The sequence below is a fragment of the Streptomyces coeruleofuscus genome (genome assembly GCF_039532725.1).
GTDB classification, from domain to species: Bacteria; Actinomycetota; Actinomycetes; order Streptomycetales; family Streptomycetaceae; genus Streptomyces; species Streptomyces coeruleofuscus.
In genome coordinates, this window is the sequence record NZ_BAAASE010000002.1 from 393,245 (window position 1) to 411,207 (window position 17,963).

Consider the following 17,963-nt stretch of genomic DNA (forward strand, 5'->3'; position numbering starts at 1 on the left):
CTCACCGTCCCGTCCACCGCGCGGGGCGGCGCTCGGCGAAGGCGGTCATGCCCTCGCGTACGTCCGCCGAGGCCATCAGGGTCTTCATCTCCCCGCGCTGGAAGGCGAAGGCGTCGGCGTCGGGCGCTCCGTCGGCGGCGCGGACGACGCGCTTGACAGCCGCGAGCGCGAGCGGGGCGTTCTCCGCGAGCCGTTCGGCCAGCCGGAGCGCCTCGGCGACGGCCTGACCGGTGGCGGTGACCCGGTTGGCCAGGCCCAGTTCGCCGGCGCGGCGGCCGTCGACGGGCTCGCCGGTCAGCAGGAGTTCCATGGCCAGGTGGTGCGGGACGCGCTTGGGCAGCCGGATCACGCCGCCGCCCGCCGCGATCAGCCCGCGCTTGACCTCGGGCAGCCCGAACCGGGCGTCCTCGGCCGCGACGATCAGGTCGCAGGCCAGGGCCAGTTCGAAGCCGCCGCCCATGGCGTAGCCCTCCACGGCGGCGATCAGGGGCTTGGCCGGCTCGGCCTCGGTGAGGCCGCCGAAGCCTCGGCCTTCGACCTCGGGCGACTCGCCGCGCAGCGCGGCCTTGAGGTCCATGCCGGCGCTGAACGTGCCGCCCTCGCCGGTCAGGACGCCGGCCCGCAGCTCGGGGTCGGCCTCCAGTTCGTCCAGTGCGGCGGTCAGGCCGGCGGCGACCGCTGCGTTCACGGCGTTGCGGGCCTCGGGGCGGTCGAGGGTGATCAGCAGGGTGGTGCCGATCCGTTCGGTGCGTACGGCGGGAGGTGTGGGGGTGCTCATGGTTGTCCTCCTGTGTCGGTCGGACGGTCAGCGGACGGCGGTGTCGAGCTCGGCGAGGACGTCCTCGGTGTCCTGGCCGGCGACCGGTGCCAGACGGCGGATCGAGCCGGGGGTGGCGGAGAAGCGCAGCGGGATGCCGATGGTGCGGACCGTGCCCTCGGTCGGGTGCTCGACGGTGTCGAGGAGGCGGCCGTCGCGGACGTAGGGGTCCTCGTGGGCGCGGTCCAGTTCCAGCACGGGGGCCATCGGGATGCTGTGCTTGGCGCACACCTCCGCCCACTCCTCGGTGGTCAGCGCCGGGGCGCAGGTCTCCAGGAGCGCGGCCAGGTCCTCGTGGTCGGCGCTGTCGATGGCGTCCCCGTTCACACGCGGGTCCTCGGCGAGGTCCGGGCGTCCGGCGGCGGTGAAGAAGTCCCGGTAGTTCCGCGGGTTGTACGGCATGACGCAGGCCAGGCCGTCCTTGGTGCGGACCGCCTTGTGGCCCTTCAGCATCGACAGGGCGAAGCCGGTGGGGCCCGTCTCGGGCACGTGGGTGTGTCCCGCCAGGTGTTCGACGAGGTTGAACGCGATGAGGGTGTCCGTCATCGGGATCTCGACGAGCTGGCCCTGCCCGGTCCTGTTCCGGTGCAGCAGGGCGGCGAGCACGCTGTAGGCGATGGTCAGGGAGGAGACCTTGTCGCCGATGATGGTCGGCAGGTAGACGGGCTCGCCCAGCGCGCGGTCGGCGATGTCGACCAGGCCGGACGCGGCCTGCACGGTCTCGTCGTAGGCGGCGTTGCCGGCCCGGTCCGAGTCGCTGCGGAAGCCCTGGGCGTGCGCGTAGACGAGGCCCGGGTTGCGGGCGGCGATGTCGTCGTGGGACAGGCCGAGGCGGTGCAGTGCGCCCGGCCGCATGTTGGTGATCAGCACGTCGGCGGTGTCGATCAGCCGCAGCGCCCGCTCCCGGTCGGTGTCGTCCTTGAGGTTGAGGGCCACGCTGCGCTTGTTGCGGTTGACGTTGAGGTTCAGCGGGGTCATGCCCGGCGTGGTGCGGTAGTGGCCCACGCGCACGGTGTCGGCGGGCGACTCGATCTTGATCACGTCGGCGCCCAGGTCGCCGAGGATCTGTGCCGCGTAGGGGCCCATCACCACGGTCGACAGGTCGATCACGCGAATGCCTTCCAGGGGGCCGGTGGCGGTGTCCGTGATGTCCGTCATCGCTTTTCCTTCAACTCCTCGCTCTGTCATGTATGTGTATCTAGAAACTAAGTTAGCAAGGAGGGGGCGAGGAACGGAAACGAATGGAGTGACCGATTAACGAAAGGCGGTATGACCACAGTGGTCATACCGCCTTTTGAAGAAAGCTTTCCGAATAATTGGATGGATCAGGTGTGGAGCGGCTCGGCGAAGATCTCGCGGGCGGCGGCAACGACTTCCTCCAGGTCACCGCCGTGCGCACGGTCCTTGCGCCACAGCAGTCCGGTCTCCAGCCGGGGATGGAAATCCGAGAAGGGAAGGACGGCCACGTTGTCGAGACGGTGATTCTGCACGGGGCTTCGCGGATCCAGCATGGAAATGGAGAACGCCAGGCCACTGGACACTATCTCGGACACTCCGTCGAATGTCGCGCTGCCGATTTCGATACGCTTCTTGACGCCGAGTTCGGCAAGCTGCTGGTCGAGACCGCGGAAATACGCGTTGGTCACGGCCGTGGGCGAGCCCGCGTAGGCGAGTCCGGACAGTTCCGCCAGGGCGATCGACTCCCGCCCGGCGAACCGGTCCCTGGGCACGACCGCGCCGAGCCGCTCCGACATCACCGGCAGCTGCTCCAGGGCCGGGTCGCCGCCGACCGGGAGCCGGGCCAGGGTCAGCGCCAGTCTGCCGTCGCACACGGCGTCGACCAGACGCTCGGTGCCGCCCGGCCAGCGTTTGATCTCGAACCGGTCGCCGACCCGCTCGGCGAGGGCGTCCATCCGTGCACGCAGGTCCGGATGGATGCCGCTCGGAACACCGAGCAGCAGGGTGGTCCGCCGCGGCCGGGCCGTCTCGTCCAGCCGCCACTGGATGGAGTCGACCTGCTCCAGGACTCCGCGGGCGATCGGCAGCAGCGCGCTGCCGGCCGGGGTGAGCCGCACATGATGGGTGTCGCGGTCGAACAGCCGGTGTCCGAGCTCGTTCTCGAGATCCTTGATCCGCCTGCTCAACGGGGATGCCGCCATGTGCAGTTTGCGGGCCGCGGTGGAGAAGTTCAGTTCTTGGGCGACGGCGACGAAATAGCGCAGGTGCAGGAGCTCCACACGGTTCACCCTAACCGCTGCGGAGCGAGGTCCCCGGGGCTGTGGGACCGGAGAGTTCCTTCTCCAGCAGGGTGAAGGACTTGGGCGCCCCGCCCGGCTGCGGCTTGCCCTCTTTATGACCCACGACGCGGTAACCGGCCTGCCGGTAATAGGCGTTGAGCTGCGCGTTGCCCGCCAGGCAGTCCAGGCGGACCCGGATCCGTCCGGCCTCGGCCACCCGGCGCTCAGCGGCCTCCAGCAGCACCCGCCCCGTTCCGGGCGCGGCGGCGCTCCGGTCCACCATGAGCCGGTGCACGTACCCGGCCACGGGCGGCTGCGGCCCCCAGGCGGCCTCGTCCTCCCACCACAGCTCCCAGGCGCCCAGGACCCGCCCGCCGGCCTCCGCGAGCCAGACCTCGCCACGCGCCATGACCTGACGGAAGTGGTCCTCGTCCAGCTCACCCGGCCGCCACTGCCCGGTGACACCGCGGGCCAGCATCCAGCGGGCCGCGGCGTCACGGAGACGGACGAGGGTGGCCAGGTCGGCCTCGGTGGCCGGGCGGACGTGTAGATCATTCACCCGGGGATCGTCGCACGTTCGTCCGACGGCGGTCCCTCAGACCACCGCTGCTCAGGAATCCTCGATGGTGATGAAGGGATCCCACTGGAAGTAGCCCTTCAACTGGCGGTGGCGGTCCAGGATCTGGAAGTAGAAGTGGTAGACGACCTTGCCGGGCTGTTTGACGGTCGTCCGCCAGTAGTGGTCCTGGTAGCGCTGGGTCTCGAAGTCCGGCCTGCCCTCGGAGCCCTCCTTCGGCAGGGGGTAGATGCCGCTGACGACCTCGATCTCCGGCGTCGTGATGAGCCGGTGCTGGCTGTCGCTGCTCACGTACCGGTACAGCAGGGCCTTGTACTCGCTGCCGAGCGACAGGGTCGTCTCGCGCCACTTGATGAAGTCCCCGGGTTCGGCGCGCAGGTTCAGCTCGGCGCCCGACGTGCCGACTATGTGGTCGTGGCGGGTGGTCATGTAGATCAGACGCCCGTCGACCTGCGTGGGCGCGTCGGGGTTTCGGGAGGCGTTGGGGTTCTGTTCGACGATGGTGGCCGCGTCGAACGAGATCAGTACGTTGAGTTCTGCCATGGCTTTCCCCCTTGGGTAACGGGACTTACGGGCGACGGGACTTACGGGCGACGGGACTCACGGGATGTGGGCGGACTTCGGCACCTTGTACGCCATCGCCCGCGGGTAGTCGTGGCGGTGCAGGCGGACGCGGACCAGGAGCGGTCCGGCGTTGAGCGGGTCGGCCGGGTCGGTGAGGCGGTCCAGGAGGTCGTCGAGTTCCGCGGTGTGCGCGACGGTGGCGCCGTTCGCCGGGGTGTGCTTCCCGGCGAAGACGTCCGCGAGGCGGTCGTAGTGCCAGGGGTGGAGAACGTTGTAGAAGTCGGGGTCCGCTGCGTCCTGGTCCGCGTAGTACGCCGGATGCACCAGCATCTGCTCGACGCCGTAGAAGTGGCCGTTGTCCATGACGAACACCACCGACCGCAGCCCGTGCCTGGTGTGCGTGGAGAGTTCCTGGCAGGTCTCCTGGAAGGCGCCGTCGCCGACGAACACCATCGGGCGGGCGTCGCCTCGCTCGGGGGCGAGCGCGGCGCCGGTGGCCGCGCCGACCGACCAGCCGATGGACAGCCAGCTGACCTGTGACAGGAACCCGCCCGCCGGCAGGGACAGGTTCATCGAGCCGATGAGGGAGAACGCCGCGTCGGAGACGACCGTCCAGTCCTCCCGCGTCTCGTGGTTCAAGAAGTGGTTGATCCGGTCGAACACGGCGTCGTAGGTGAGGCGTTCGGCGCGCCGGTGGGGCGAGCGGCTGCTGCGCAGTGAAGCCCGGTGGTGTTCCAGACCCGCCGGGCGGTTCTCGCGCGGTCCGTGGTGGGCGTAGGACTCGGCGTAGTAGTCGGCGGCCAGGCCCCCTGAGCCGTACGCCTTCACCAGCGCGTCCTGGAGGGCGGGCAGCAACTGTGTGAGCTGGACGTCGGGGAAGTAGGAGGTGCCGACGCTGACGCCGCCGCGTGCGGCCATCACCCAGTCGTCGCCGACGCTCTGCTCCCCGCCGAGGTTCTTGGACGTGGACCAGGCGCCGAGCCCGATGCGGCAGGTGGCCCAGTCCTTGAACACGGCGTGCACGTCCGGGTGGCTGGCACCGCCGTTGTAGACGCCGTGGAACTGCGGCAGGTCCTCGTCGACGACGGCCTTGGCGCCGACGGTGGTGCAGAACGGCACGCCCGTCGCCTCCACCAGGTCGATGAGCTGCCCGCCGAGGCGGAACCGGTCGATCTCCTCGCCGGCCCAGACGACGGGGCGGGGCCTGCCGTCCGGGCCGGGGTGCTCCTCGACCAGGGTGAGGACCGCCTGCACGGCCTTGTCGAGCATGGTCTGGCTGCGCCCGCTGAACGGCCGCTCCCGGGGGACGATCGGCGCCTGGGGCTCGGGGCAGGGCTCGTCCCAGAGGTCCTCCATGACCTCCAGGTAGACCGGCCGGCGCTCGGAGAGGCACGCGGTGAGCGCGGCGTCGATCTGGCCGGGGGCGAGGCCCGGGTTGGAGATGGCCTGGGCGTCCACGGTGACCTGCCGGTAGACGTCCAGGTTGCTCTCCGGGCGGGGGCTCATGTGCGAGGTGAGCAGGCCGACGGCGCGGTAGTTCTGCCACTGCTCGTAGGGCGGGGAGGCGTTGACGGCGACCAGCGGGACCTGTTCGACGTAGGCGCCGCCGCAGGCGTTGAGCAGGTTGAACGCGCCGACGCTGTAGGTGACGGCGGCCGCTCCGATGCCGTGGATACGGGCGTAGGCGTCGGCGGCCTGGCCCGCGCCGCCCTCCGTGGGGGTGCCGACCCACTCGATGTCGCCTTCGGCTCGCAGGGTGGTCAGGAACGGGCCGAGGTGGTTGCCGGGGACGCCGAACAGGTGCGTGATGCCCAGCTCGGCCAGCCGCAGGGCGAGGTAGCGGGCGACTGTGCACTCGGGGTTGATCGCGGTCATGAGCGGTCCCCCTCCCGGTCCGCGCCCGGGGTGGTGACCGGTGGGGCCTGGTGGACGGCGAGGGCGGCACGCACGGCGCTCTCCAGGGCGCCCTCGATCCAGGCGTGCTTGAGGGAGGTGTGCTCCCCGGCGAAGTGCACGGGGCCTTCGGGCCGGGAGACGTCCAGGTGGAAGCTGGTCATCTGGTGCGCGGTGTAGATGGCGGCCTCGCCGAAGGCGTACGGGTCGCGGGCCCAGCTCTTGGTGGCGCCGCGTCCGGTGAAGAACACCTCGATGCGGCGGCCGTGCAGGGCCTGGAGGTTGCGCAGGGCGTAGACGTAGCGTTCCGCGGGGCGCATGGAGTCCCAGCGGGCGGCGTCGTCGGACCAGCAGTACGAGGCGAGCACGACGCCGCCGGTGCTGCCCTCGACCCGGTGCGAGGGGTAGTACATGAACCGGTTGGGGTTGTCGGTGGCCGATCCCCCTCCGAAGCAGTGGGTGGCGGGGCGGACCGCGGGGCCGCGCAGCGGCAGGGTGCTGTTCAGCTGCCGCATCTCCTCGGTGACGCTGCTGTCCTTGACGGCGGCCGCCAGCAGGTCGGTGCCCGGCCCGGCGAACGTGAGGGCGGGTTCGGCGTCCACCTGGGCGCCCAGCCGGTAGTACTCGTACAGGCCGGGTGCGATGCGGTCGAGTTCGTCGCGCCAGTCGGTCTCGGTGAACTCCCACCACCGGTGGCTGAACTCCAGCAGCACCTTGGTGGCCTGGTCGTAGTGGGTCTCGATGATCGCGCGGCGCTTCTTGTAGGACATCGACGGGACGATCTCCACGAAGCGCAGGGCGGAGAACGGGATGGTGACGACCGCCAGGTCGGCCGTCCACAGGCGCGGCGGGGCCTGTGGATCGTTCTCGGCGACGGTCTGCACGGCCACGCCCCACCCGTCGGGCCCGACGGCGCCGGTGCCCTCGGGGTCGGTGTCGCGGCTGGGGTCGTGGTACTCGAGGCGGATCATGCGGTGGCCGAGCCGCACCTCGTCGCGCAGGCCCTGATGGAGGGCGTGTGGCAGGCGCCAGCTGCCGCCGGGTATCTCCCAGTAGCGGACGCCGGGATTGATGTCGCTGCGGCTCAGGAAGCTGTGGAAGAAGGACAGATGCAGCCGCGAGGACATGTTCTCCAGCGTTCCGACGGCCTCGATGGCCTCGTCGCTGAGTCCGGCGTGATCGCGCAGGAAGCCGCCCATCGAGTAGCCGTCGAAGTCGCGGATCACCCGCGCCCAGCCCTCGACCCACTCCTCGAACGGCTTGTTGACGCGCTTGCCGTCGACGACGTCTGAGTAGTAGTCGCGCACACTCTCCAGCGCGTCGTCGACCATTTTCACGACGGGAGCGCGGACCTCGTCGTCGGTGAGGTGGAAGCCTTCGTTGATCCGCTCGGGACCGGCGGCGTAGTCGGCGCGCCGCACCTGGGTGCGGTTGGCGCGGATCCAGGAGTTGCCGCGCTTGTCGGGTTCGCGGAAGTCCGGGCTGTCGTCGCCGTAGGTCCAGGTGCGGCCGGTGAAGGAGGTGTACGTCACCGGGGGCACGAGGACGTCGGGGCCGCTGCCGGTGCCGGGGGCCACGTCCACGTTGTAGAACTGGCGGCGGCCGAGCCCGAGTTTGTCGACCAGGGCGAGGACGAGCGGGTGGAAGTCGGGCAGCCGCATGGCGCCCGCCTCGGCGTACTGGGCGGAGTCGTCGAAGGGCTGGTGGTGTTTGGTGGCGCGGAAGGTCTTGATGCGTCCGCCGATTCGGCTGGCGTTGGCCTCCAGGATGGTGACGTCGTGTCCGGCGTCCTTGAGCAGCCGGCCGGCGACGAGGCCGGTGATGCCGGCGCCGATGACGAGGATCTTCTTGCGCGGGTGCGGGGTGGGGCCGAGGCGGCCCGTGTCTATCAGGGTGTGCAGGTAGCCGAGTTTGAGGTCGGTGCCGTCCGGCCCGACGAGGAGGAGTTCGCGGGCGAGCCTGAGGCAGGTCTGCCAGCGGGCACGGGTGGCGGAGTCGTCCCGAGGTAAGTCGGTCATAGCTTGCGATCGTAGATATGCCGAAACGATTTCGCGGTTTTAACCGCGCATAAAGTCCGGAAAACAGCGATCGCGTTTCCTGGCGGGATTTCGGCTTGCTCGAATTCCTTTGCGAAATACGGGAGATTCGCCAGGGGCGGAAGGTAAAGGGGCGCGAAAAGGCCCCCATCGCCAATTCACTTGCGGAATACGGAAATCCTGGTGCGCTCGGCGCCGGCGCGCAGGTACGGCGCACCGCCGGACGGTCACGCGGGTTCGGGAACCCGGCGGTGACTCGCGAGGACGAAGAGCGCGCCGACTACGGCCAGGACCGTCAGGGCGGTGCCGAAGACGGTCGCCCCGGTGGACAGTCCCACCGCGTCCATGAGGTAGCCCGTGGACACCGGCAGGAGACCCGCCGGGAGGTAACCGCCCACGTTGAGCGCGGCGTTGGCCTCGGCGAGCCGCTGCGGCGGGACGGTGGAGTTGAGCAGGGAGAGGCCGCCGAGCTGGCCCATGCCCTGGCCGGCCCCGGCGAGCAGGGCGGAGGCGACGAGCAGGACGACGGACGAGGCGGGCACGGCGGCGATCAGGACGGCCATGCCGAGGGCGGTGCTGACCGCGCCGGCGGTCAGAACGGTGCGCCGGGGCAGCTTCCGCACGGCGAACTGGACGCCGGTGGCGGCCAGGAACATGACGAACGCCACGGTTCCGGAGACGATCCGGCTGGTGGTGCCGAGCAAATCGGTCAACAGGCTGGGGCCGAGCGACAGCACGAAGGACGTGGCGGTGATGCCGGGGGCGAACACCGCGATGCCCAGGGCGAGATGGACGCCGTTGCCGCGCGGCACGCCGGGCACGCGCACCCAGGCGCCCTCACCGGGCGCGGCGGGACGGCGTACGGGCATGCGCAGCACGGCGAGGACGGCCGTGACCAGCAGCACCGCCTCGACGACGAAGACGGTCACCGTGGGCGCCGGCAACGTCTCGGACAGCGCGCCGGCGAGCAGCGGACCGAGGCCGGCCCCGAAGACCATCGCGCAGGAGGCGAGCAGGGCGGCCAGCCGCCTGCGCTCCGGTCCCGCCACGTCCGTCACGGCGGCCATGCCCGCGGAGACGACGGCGCCGACGGCGATCCCGGTGAACAGCCGGGCGACGAGCAGCGCGGTGACGGTCGTGGCCGTCGCGAAGATCGCGCAGGCGGCGAGTGCGAGGGCGAGCGCGGGCAGCAGCACAGGCTTGCGTCCCAGTCGGTCGGAGACGACGCCCGAGACGAGCAGCGACCCGAGCAGGCCGACGATGTAGAACGCGAAGACGACGGTCAGGGTGCCCTTGGAGAACCCGATGTCGCGCTGCCACAGCACGTACAGCGGGGTCGCCGCGTTGGACAGCACGAAGACGGCGGTGACCGGCCACGCCGCCAGCCACACCCACCAGGTGGGGGTACGGGGTGCGGCCTGACGTTCCGGCATGGTTGATCCCTCCGGCGAGCTCAGTACGAGTTTTTTCGAACCTAGTTCTTCCGAACCTAGCACGCAGTACGATGAAACTCGTACAAGCGATTCGGATGACGATGACAGGGAGCCGCCCATGTCCGCCACGGCCCACGACGTGCCGGCCGTCAAGGTGCTGCCGGAGCCGGAGAACCTGCCGGAACCGCTGCCCGAGCCGGCGGTCGGGGAGCTGCGCCTGGAGACGGTGCTGGGCGCCCTGAGCGACCCGCTGCGCCTGACGATCGTGCGCAAGCTCCTGTTGGAGTCGGAGGCGTTCGACCACTCCTGCGGCTGGTTCGGCCTCGACCGCCCCAAGTCCTCCCTCACCCACCACTTCAAGGCGCTGCGCGAGGCCGGTGTCACCCGCCAGCGCCAGTACGGGCTGGAGCGCCGCAGCCACGTCCGCGTGGCCGACCTCGACGCCCGCTTCCCCGGCCTCCTGGAGCTGGTGGCGGCATGGACCCCGAAGTCGCCGTGAGCTGAGGCGGGAACCGCCACCGACGACCGCCCGGACGCGTTGTTCGGGCAGCGGACCGGGTGGCTGAACAATCCGTGCCGCGGCTGAACTGGGCTCGCCGGAAAGGGCCGCAGTACGGAGAGGGGTCATCGGATGGGCAGGAGCAGGGGTATCGCGGTCGTGGTCGCCGGGCTGGTGCTGGCCGTCGGGGGGTGCGGGGAGGGCGGGGCGGACGAGAAGGCCGCCAGGTCGCCGGCCGAGCCGAAGCCGGCCCGATCGCCGTCATCGTCGCCGTCGCCGTCGTCCGAACTCGTGGGGTGGGCCGGCGACATGTGCGAGTCGACGGTCGCCCTCCGGAACCTGCGGAAGGAGAGCGCCGCGGATCTGAAGGAGATCCGGGACTCGGACGACGAGACCGGGATGCTCGCCCACGCCCGCGCCCTCAGCTACCTCTCGACGACACCGGCGGACGTGGAGACCGTGGCCGGCGACCTGGAGGCCATGGGTGCGTCGGGCGTTCCCGCGGCCGACCGGCTGCGCGACGCCCTGCGGAAGAAGGTGAAGAGGGTCGCGAACGAGCTCGAAGCCCAGTCACCGGCGGTGGGCCTCGAGTACGCCGAGAGCACTGTCGCGGACGTCGACAAGAGGGTCCAGTCCCTCACCCCGCCCCGGCCGGACCTGCCCGCGCTGGCCGAGAAGGTTCCGCGGCTCGCGGCGGCGTACGAGCGGGCCGAGCAGTGCGCGCCGGGCTGGAAGCCCGACGGGTCGTCCGGGGAGGGCGGCTCGCCCGCGCCCGACGCCACCGGCCCGCTGCCCGAGGCCGCGGACGGCAAGAACTACGGGGCCTGCTCGGACGGTGCGTGCGAGGTCCTGGTGACCTCCACGGCGGACATCACTGCGAAGGGCACGAAGGTGCACGTCATCGTGGCGGACGACTCCATCACCTTCCAGTCGGGGGGCGGCGTGATGCAGTTCGGCGGCGCGGGCGGTGAGGCCGGGTTCGGCAACGGCCTGAAGGCGAACGTCGTCGCCCACGACAAGGACGGTGCCGTGGTGAAGTTCTCCAGTCCGTGAGCACCTCTACCGCCTCCCGCAAGCCTCCCGGTAAGGGAGTTGCGGCAGATGCTCCTCCCAGTCGGCCCGGGTCAGGATCCCGCCGGTGTGCCCGCAGACGTACTCCGCCGCGCGGTCCTCGTCCAGCGTCCACACCCGGGCCGTCAGGTCGTAGCCGGCGGAGGCGAGGGCGTCGCCGCGCGGGCTGAACGCGACGGTGGTGACGGTGTCGAGATGGCCGGTGAGTTCCTGGCCGGACGGCTCGGCACGGGCCGGGTCGGACACGTCCCACAGGCGGACCGTGTGGTCGCCGCCGCCGGTCGCCAGCGTCTTGCCGTCCGGGGCGAAGGACAGGGCCCTGACCGCCGCGCGGTGTCCGGTCAGTTCCTCCACCAACGGTCGGGCGCGGTCACGCCGTTCGACGTCCCGCACGTCCCACAGCCGCACCGTGCGGTCGTCGCTGCCCGTCGCCAGTGTCCTCCCGTCCGGGGTGAAGGCCACCGCTTCGACCGACTCGTCGTGTCCGGTGAGGGCGGCGCCCGCGGGCCGGGCCCGCGGGCCGTCGCCGTCCACGTGCCACAGGCGGGCCGTGGCGTCCTCGGCGCCGGTGGCCAGGAGGCGGCCGCCGGGGGCGAAGGCCACGGAGGTGACGGCGTCCGTGTGGCCGCGCAGCGGTGCGCCGAGCGGCCGTGCGCGGTCCGGGCGGCGTACGTCCCACAGCCGTACCGTGTCGTCCGTGCCGCCGGTGGCCAGGGTGCGGCCGTCCGGCGCGAACGCGACGGCGCCGGCTTCCCCGTCGTGTGCGCGCAGGGGTGCTCCGAGCGGGGCGGGGCGTTCGGGCGCGGAGAGGTCCCACAGGCGTACGGTGCCGTCCGCGGAGCCGCTGACCGCCGTACGGCCGTCGGGTGCGAACGCGACGGCCAGCACCCGGTCTTCGTGGGTGAGCGGCCGCGGCAGCCGGCGCGGGCGGTCCGGGCGGCGCACGTCCCACAGACGGACCAGCCCGTCGTCGGTGCTGGCGGCGGCGAGCAGGCGGCCGTCGGGGCTGTAGGCGACGGCGGTCACCGGGTTGGTGAAGTCGGTGAGGACGGTCGGCGGCCGGTGCCAGAGCAGGACGCCGCCGTCGGCTCCGGTGCTGGCGAGGGTACGGCCGTCGGGGCTGAAGGCGACCTCCCACACGGGCTCCGTGTGCCCGGTCAGCGGCTCCCCGAGCCGCTGGGGATAGGCCGGGTTGGCCACGTTCCACAACAGGGGCGCGTCGTCCTCGCCGGCACTCGCCAGGGTCTCCCCGTCGGGGCTGAACGCGACCGACATGACGGGCGCGGTGTGCCCGGTGAGCGGTTCGCCCAGCGAGGTGAGCCGGACCGGGCGGGACGCGTCCCACAGCCGCACCGTCTCGTCGAAGCCGGCGGTGGCCAGCGTGCGCCCGTCGGGCGAGAAGGCCAGGGTCCAGACCGGGTCGGTGTGGGCGCGCACGGGCTTGCCCAGCGGTGCGATGCCGTCCTTCCGGCCGTACCGCCACATCCGGACGGTGCCGTCGTAACCCGCCGTCGCCAGGGTGTTCCCGTCCGGGGCGAACGCGACCGCGCGGACGCTGCGGTCCTCCGAGTCGTCGGCCACGGCGGGGTTGCCGAGGGGCGCGGGGCGGGCCGGGTCGGTCAGGTCCCACAGGCGTACGGTGCCGTCGTCGCCGGCCGTGGCCAGGGCGTCGCCGTCGGGGGCGAAGGCGACGGAGACGATGTTCTCCTCGTCGTGGCTCACCAGCGGGCGGCCGAGGGCGCGGGGGTGCTCCCGGTCGCGCACGTCCCACAGGCGGATGGCGCCGCCCTCGCCGGTGGCCGCCAGCAGGTCGCGGTCCGCCGGTGCGAAGGCGACCGCGCCGACCCGGTCCGTGCCGAACCGCAGCGGTGCGCCCAGCGCCTTGCCGCCGGTGTCCCACAGCCGGACCGTGCCGTCGTGGCCGCCGCCGGCCAGGGTGCGGCCGTCGGACGCGTACGCCACGGAGCTGCCGGTCCCGTCGTGGCCGGGCAGCCGCGTGGCCAGGACCCTGCCCGCGTCCGAGGCCAGGCGGGTCCGCAGGTCAGGGGTGGAGCGCATGCGGTACGCGGCCACGTCCAGCCGGGCGGCCAGCCCGGCGTGGGTGTCCCGGACCCGGTCGGCCTCGGCGGTGAGCCCGCCGAACACGGCGTCGTCCCGCTCCGCCTGCGCGGTGGTGCGGGCCTGGAGGGCGACGACGGCGGTGCCGGTGGCGAGCAGGGCGAGCGCGGCGAGGACCGCAACGACCGTGCGGCGCAGGAGCGCGGCACGGTGCCGGCGGCGGAGCGAGGTGGTGAGGAACCGCCTCTCCAGCGGGGTCAGTTCGTCACTGCCGGGCACCGCGCCGTCCGCCGGGAAGGCGTCGCGGGCGGCGGACAGCCGGGAGCCGGCGTAGAGCGCGGCGGTCTCCTGCCCGAGGTCCTGCCAGGTGCGGGTCGCCTCGGAGAGGGCGCGGTGGACGCGCAGCCGGTCGCGTTCGGCGTCGATCCAGGCGCGCAGACGGGGCCAGGCGGTGATGAGGGCCTCGTGGGCGAGGTCGGCGGTGCCGTCGTCGAACGTGATGAGGCGGGCCCGGGCCAGGCGTTCCAGGACCACCCGGGTGTCGGCGGGGTCCCCGAAGTCGAGCTCCGCGTGGTCGGTGGGGCGGCGGGTGTCGGCGGTCCCGTCGCCGGGCGCGACGAGGCGCAGCAGGATCCTGCGGGCCAACTCGGCTTGCGGCTCCGTCAGTTCGCCGTAGACCTGCTCGGCCGTCCGGACGACGGCGCCGTGCAGTCCGCCGGCCGCCTCGTACGCGGTCTCGGTCAGTGCCCGGCCGCTGCGGTGGCGCCAGGTCTCCAGCAGGGCGTGGGACATCAGGGGCAGTCCGCCGGGGGCGTCCTCGACCTCGTCCAGGAGACGCTCGGTCAGGGAGCGTTCGACGATCAGCCCGGCCGCGGTGGCCGGGCGGACGACGGCCTCCCGCAGTTCCGCCCGGCTCATCGGCCCGGCGAGCAGCGTGGCGTCCTGCAACGCGGCGGTGAGCCCGGGATGTTCGGCGCACCGGCCGAGGAAGTCGGCCCGTACCGCGATGACGACGCGCAGCCCGCTGTCGGCGCCGGTGGCGGCCACGAGACGGTCGATGAAGGTGTCGCGGTCGGCCGGGTCGGCGCCGAGGGTGTACAGCTCCTCGAACTGGTCGACGATCAGCCACGTGTCGGCATCGGTGTCCGGTACGGGTTCCAGCCGCTCGGCGTGCGTGCGCAGCGGGTCGGCGCCGGGGGTGAGGATCCGTACGGCCGCGGGCGGCGGCATGTCGTCGTGGCCGGCCGCCCGCAGCCGGGGGATCAGTCCCGCCCGCAGCAGCGACGACTTGCCGCTGCCGGACGGGCCGAAGACGGCGGTGAAGCGGTGCTTGCGGTTCAGCTCGGTGAGCCGCTCCACGAGCCGGTCGCGGCCGAAGAACAGTTCGGCGTCGCCCGGTTCGAACCGGGTCAGGCCGCGGTAGGGCGGCCGGGCGGTGTCCTCGGCGGCCGTCTCGGCGGCCAGCTCCAGAGATGCATCGCGCCAGCGCCGCTCCCACTCGGCGAGGTCGCCGCCGCACGCCTTGACGTAGGCGAGCGTCACCGCGCGGGTGGGCAGCTGCCTGCCCGCCGCCGCCTGCGACAGGGTGGTCACCCCGTACCGCGCCCGCCGGGCCATCTCCCGGTAGGTGGGCCTGCCCGCGGCCTCGCGCAGCGCACGCAGCCCGGCGGCGAACCGCTGCACCGGCCCGGCGTCCGGATCCAGCTCGCCCTCGGCTCGACCCGGCCCTGTCTGTCCCGGCACGTGCCGCCCCCTCACCTCGTACGCCCTCCCTGACTTTCGGCCGTATCGGCTGCCGTGACACGGGCGTTCACCTGATCCTCACTCTTCCTCCAGGCCACTCGGTCCGGTTGGCGCCCCGGGGTTGTTCGGTGCTGGTGAGGGGCCAGCCGAACAACGGCGCACGGCGGTCGAATGGCCCGAGGACGTGGCCGGGACGGGCCGTTTTCCGGCGGCTGCGCGGTCCGAGCCCCGCGAGGGGAGGGCTCGGACCGTGCCCACGTCCGCACACACCCGCGACAGACTGGAGGAGAGCCATGCACGGACGACATCGCCAACGGCACCTCGCCGTGGGGCTGGGCGCGGCGGCGCTCACGATGACGCTCACGGCGACGGCGGCACCCCGCTCGGCGACCACCGCGGCGGAGCGGTACGGCTGGGGCGAGCCGCTCCCCGCGTGGTCGGACGAGTTCGGCTACGGCTCCGAGGCCGGGCCCGCCGTACCGGACCGCGCCAAATGGCGTCTGGCGGGCGGCGGTCCCGGCGAGTGCTGGCCGGGCCACAGCGACAACGGCCGCCGCTGCGACGCCGACACCCGCGTCGTCGGCGGGATCCTGCGCATGACCGGCGAGGCGGACGGCGACACCGGCTGGATCGCCTCGCGGTACGGCCAGAAGTACGGCAGATGGGAGGCCCGCGTGCGCTCCCGGGCCACCGCCCCGGACAACGGCAGGCCGTACCACCCGCTGCTGATCCTGTGGCCGGACTCGAACGAGCACCCCGAGGACGGCGAGTACGACTACCTGGAGAACGGCGCCCCCGGCGAGAAGTGCGCCGAGGCGTTCCTGCACTACCCGCACCCGCAGGACGTGCCCGTACAGCAGGAACACGCCCGCAAGTGCGGTGTGGACCTGTCGCGGTGGCACAACGTGGCCGTCGAGTGGACCCCGGACCACCTGCGCGGCTTCATCGACGGCGAGGAGTGGTTCCGCTTCTCCGGCGGCGCGAACGCGGACCGGGACTGCGTCCAGTGCGCCCCGTCGATGCACCAGACCATCCAGCTCGACAACTTCCACGGGGACGGCCTCCAGAGCGCCGTCTACGAAGTGGACTGGGCGCGGGTCTACGACCTGCCGGACGACGAGGGCGTGAGGTGACCGTGATGCAGGACTCCACGACGACGCGTATGCCGAAATCCCTGATCTTCGTCCTCGTCCTGGCCGGCGCACACGCGCTCGGCAACGTCTTCGGCGGCTGGGCGGTCGTCGACGAGAACCAGAGCAAGCTGGACCACGGGCAGGACCTGCTCATGCCGATGGCCCTGGCCTGGTTCCTGGCGCTGTTCTGCTGGGGCCTGGCGGCGCTCCAGGTCGTCGGCGTCGTCCTGGCGCGGGGCCGCCGCCTCTGGGTCCGTGTGGTGCTCATCGTGTGCCTGTCCTTCGCGGCCCTGGGGATGGTCCTCGCCTCCCTCGGTTCGCTGGTCGCCGGGGCACCCAGCCTCCCCGCGTTCCTGGTCGCGTTCGCGGACCTGGCGGCCCTGTGGACGGTGAGCGGCGAGACGGGCCGCCGGTACTTCTCGGTACGCGCTCCGGCCCCGGGGGTGACCACCACATGACCTACCCCGCGTACGACGCACCGCGGCCCACGGCCCCCGCCGACCCGCCGGCATCCCACGCCGACCCGGCGGCGGTCGCCCTCGGCAACGCCACGCTGCTCGGCATCGGCTATCTGCTGCTGCGCCGGTGGCGCCTGGCCGCCGTCGCCGTGCTCGGCACGGCCCTGCTCCTCGACCTCACCGCGTCCACCGCCGAGACGTTGTACGAGGTCCTGCTGCTCCTGTGGTGGGCGGCCGGTATCGCCCACGGCTGGTTCCTGGCCCGTCGCGGCCCGGAGCACGTCGTGCGACGCGGGCAGCGGGCGGGCACGCTCGGCCTCGCGCTCGCGGTGGTGCTGACCGCCGTACTGCTCCGTGCCGACGCGTACGGCATCGAGAACCGCGTGACCGGGGCCCGCGAGGGCGGTGACTGCGAGGCGGCCGTCGCCGCGCAGGGCGAGGTGTGGTGGGGCCACCGCCTGGCGGGCGCGCCGGTGGTGGAACCCGGAGACGCGGTGGTGGAGGCGTGCCACCGGCTGGACGGGGCGGCGGCCACCCTGGCCCGTGCCGCCCGCAGGGGCAGCACCGAGGACCTGGGGCGGGGCTTCGGCACGCTCGCCGGCGTCCTCAACGAGCCCGGCAACGAGCAGACCGTCAGGACCGTCCTGGACACCTTCCTCGACGGCCTGCCCACCGACGACTCCTGCGACACCGCCGCCCTCACCGCCTGGCTCCGCGACCGCGGCACCGGCCACGACGTCCTGGACCGCTCCGCCGGCACGGCGGCGCGCACGGAACCCGCCGCCCTGGTGGGCTGCGGCGACCGCCTGATGACCGAGGACGCCTGGCAGCAGGCCCGGACGCACTACCAGCGGCTCCTTGACACCTACCCGGACGACGCCCGCACGGACGAGGCCCGCGACGGCGTCCGTGAGGCCACCCTCGCCATCGAACTGGCCCACGTGCGCGGCCTGGTCGAGAACACCTACGGCGCCGACTCCGGCTACTGCTCCGAGCCCGCGAAGTACAGCGCGGCCCCGCCGTACCGCAAGGGCACCCACCGCGCCCTGTTCCTCGGCGACGACGAGTACACCGACAAGCTCCCCGGCTCCTGGCGCACCGGCGACCCGGCCAAGGCCGCGCTCGTGGTCTGCGCGGACGCGGCGGAGAACGGCGCCGCCGTGGAGACCTGTTCCTACGAGAACGACAAGTCGAGGTACCTGCCCCACCAAGTGACCTTCTACAAGGTCAGGATCCCCCTGAAGGTCTACGAACTGCGCACCGGCAAGCGCCTCGACCCGCGCTCGGTCCAGATCGGCGGCGGAAGCTGCCCGAGCGTGCTGCGCTACGAGTACTACCAGTACGACCTGGGGCCGGGCGACCAGTTCGTCTCGACGTCCAAGTCCGGCGTACGGGACGCCTTCCGCCCGGTCGTCCGACGGTGACCACCCGTCCTCCCGGCCCG

Annotated in this window: 14 protein-coding genes; 5 read left to right on the forward strand and 9 right to left on the reverse strand. The window is 72.4% G+C overall.

Annotation, left to right across the window (positions count from 1 at the left end; all coding sequences use genetic code 11):
* Position 1: 1 nt before the first annotated feature.
* From ABFX81_RS08935 to ABFX81_RS08970, 8 genes are all read right to left on the reverse strand, one after another.
* Complete coding sequence (locus ABFX81_RS08935; RefSeq protein ID WP_346137878.1) at positions 2 to 778, reverse strand: crotonase/enoyl-CoA hydratase family protein; 777 nt, start codon at positions 776 to 778, stop codon at positions 2 to 4.
* A 27-nt stretch (positions 779 to 805) separates the two neighbouring features.
* Positions 806 to 1,975 (reverse strand): CoA transferase, encoded by a 1,170-nt coding sequence (locus tag ABFX81_RS08940; protein WP_086839646.1) that lies wholly within the window; start codon positions 1,973 to 1,975, stop codon positions 806 to 808.
* Positions 1,976 to 2,142: 167 nt separating this feature from the next.
* Positions 2,143 to 3,054: a LysR family transcriptional regulator gene (locus ABFX81_RS08945; protein ID WP_086839658.1), complete on the reverse strand. Its 912-nt coding sequence runs from the start codon at positions 3,052 to 3,054 to the stop codon at positions 2,143 to 2,145.
* 10 nt (positions 3,055 to 3,064) lie between these two features.
* Complete coding sequence (locus tag ABFX81_RS08950) at positions 3,065 to 3,613, reverse strand: GNAT family N-acetyltransferase (protein WP_086839648.1); 549 nt, start codon at positions 3,611 to 3,613, stop codon at positions 3,065 to 3,067.
* 51 nt (positions 3,614 to 3,664) lie between these two features.
* Positions 3,665 to 4,174: an AidA/PixA family protein gene (locus tag ABFX81_RS08955; protein WP_086839651.1), complete on the reverse strand. Its 510-nt coding sequence runs from the start codon at positions 4,172 to 4,174 to the stop codon at positions 3,665 to 3,667.
* A 57-nt stretch (positions 4,175 to 4,231) separates the two neighbouring features.
* Complete coding sequence (locus ABFX81_RS08960; protein WP_086839653.1) at positions 4,232 to 6,070, reverse strand: thiamine pyrophosphate-binding protein; 1,839 nt, start codon at positions 6,068 to 6,070, stop codon at positions 4,232 to 4,234.
* Positions 6,067 to 8,106: an FAD-dependent oxidoreductase gene (locus tag ABFX81_RS08965; RefSeq protein ID WP_086839654.1), complete on the reverse strand. Its 2,040-nt coding sequence runs from the start codon at positions 8,104 to 8,106 to the stop codon at positions 6,067 to 6,069. Before ABFX81_RS08965 ends, ABFX81_RS08960 begins: the two co-directional genes overlap by 4 nt.
* A 245-nt stretch (positions 8,107 to 8,351) precedes the next feature.
* Entirely contained in the window at positions 8,352 to 9,557 is a 1,206-nt protein-coding gene (locus ABFX81_RS08970; protein WP_346137879.1) for an MFS transporter, read from the reverse strand.
* Positions 9,558 to 9,675: 118 nt separating this feature from the next.
* Here ABFX81_RS08970 and ABFX81_RS08975 point away from each other — a divergent pair, with 118 nt between their 5' ends.
* Positions 9,676 to 10,056 (forward strand): helix-turn-helix transcriptional regulator, encoded by a 381-nt coding sequence (locus tag ABFX81_RS08975; protein WP_086839656.1) that lies wholly within the window; start codon positions 9,676 to 9,678, stop codon positions 10,054 to 10,056.
* Between the two features lie 132 nt (positions 10,057 to 10,188).
* Complete coding sequence (locus tag ABFX81_RS08980; protein ID WP_346137880.1) at positions 10,189 to 11,109, forward strand: hypothetical protein; 921 nt, start codon at positions 10,189 to 10,191, stop codon at positions 11,107 to 11,109.
* 6 nt (positions 11,110 to 11,115) lie between these two features.
* On the opposite strand, the gene ABFX81_RS08985 is transcribed toward ABFX81_RS08980, so the two are convergent.
* Positions 11,116 to 14,928, reverse strand: a complete 3,813-nt coding sequence (locus ABFX81_RS08985; protein WP_346137881.1) for an nSTAND1 domain-containing NTPase — start codon at positions 14,926 to 14,928, stop codon at positions 11,116 to 11,118.
* A 293-nt stretch (positions 14,929 to 15,221) separates the two neighbouring features.
* On the opposite strand from ABFX81_RS08985, the gene ABFX81_RS08990 reads away from it, so the two are divergent.
* Genes ABFX81_RS08990 through ABFX81_RS09000 form a run of 3 tightly spaced genes read left to right on the forward strand, consistent with a single transcriptional unit; the run spans position 15,222 to position 17,943 of the window.
* On the forward strand, positions 15,222 to 16,061 hold the full coding sequence (locus ABFX81_RS08990; RefSeq protein WP_086854210.1) for a LamG domain-containing protein: 840 nt from the start codon (positions 15,222 to 15,224) through the stop codon (positions 16,059 to 16,061).
* 5 nt (positions 16,062 to 16,066) lie between these two features.
* Entirely contained in the window at positions 16,067 to 16,519 is a 453-nt protein-coding gene (locus ABFX81_RS08995) for a hypothetical protein (protein WP_346137882.1), read from the forward strand.
* Entirely contained in the window at positions 16,516 to 17,943 is a 1,428-nt protein-coding gene (locus tag ABFX81_RS09000; protein ID WP_086854208.1) for a hypothetical protein, read from the forward strand. Before ABFX81_RS08995 ends, ABFX81_RS09000 begins: the two co-directional genes overlap by 4 nt.
* The last annotated feature ends 20 nt before the right edge of the window (positions 17,944 to 17,963 follow it).

Coding starts and splice junctions, on each gene's coding strand:
- ABFX81_RS08935 (WP_346137878.1), bottom strand. CDS start 778: ATGAGCACCCCCACACCTCCCGCCGTACGCACCGAACGGATCGGCACC.
- ABFX81_RS08940 (WP_086839646.1), bottom strand. CDS start 1,975: ATGACGGACATCACGGACACCGCCACCGGCCCCCTGGAAGGCATTCGC.
- ABFX81_RS08955 (WP_086839651.1), bottom strand. CDS start 4,174: ATGGCAGAACTCAACGTACTGATCTCGTTCGACGCGGCCACCATCGTC.
- ABFX81_RS08960 (WP_086839653.1), bottom strand. CDS start 6,070: ATGACCGCGATCAACCCCGAGTGCACAGTCGCCCGCTACCTCGCCCTG.
- ABFX81_RS08965 (WP_086839654.1), bottom strand. CDS start 8,106: ATGACCGACTTACCTCGGGACGACTCCGCCACCCGTGCCCGCTGGCAG.
- ABFX81_RS08970 (WP_346137879.1), bottom strand. CDS start 9,557: ATGCCGGAACGTCAGGCCGCACCCCGTACCCCCACCTGGTGGGTGTGG.
- ABFX81_RS08975 (WP_086839656.1), top strand. CDS start 9,676: ATGTCCGCCACGGCCCACGACGTGCCGGCCGTCAAGGTGCTGCCGGAG.
- ABFX81_RS08980 (WP_346137880.1), top strand. CDS start 10,189: ATGGGCAGGAGCAGGGGTATCGCGGTCGTGGTCGCCGGGCTGGTGCTG.
- ABFX81_RS08990 (WP_086854210.1), top strand. CDS start 15,222: ATGCACGGACGACATCGCCAACGGCACCTCGCCGTGGGGCTGGGCGCG.
- ABFX81_RS08995 (WP_346137882.1), top strand. CDS start 16,067: ATGCAGGACTCCACGACGACGCGTATGCCGAAATCCCTGATCTTCGTC.
- ABFX81_RS09000 (WP_086854208.1), top strand. CDS start 16,516: ATGACCTACCCCGCGTACGACGCACCGCGGCCCACGGCCCCCGCCGAC.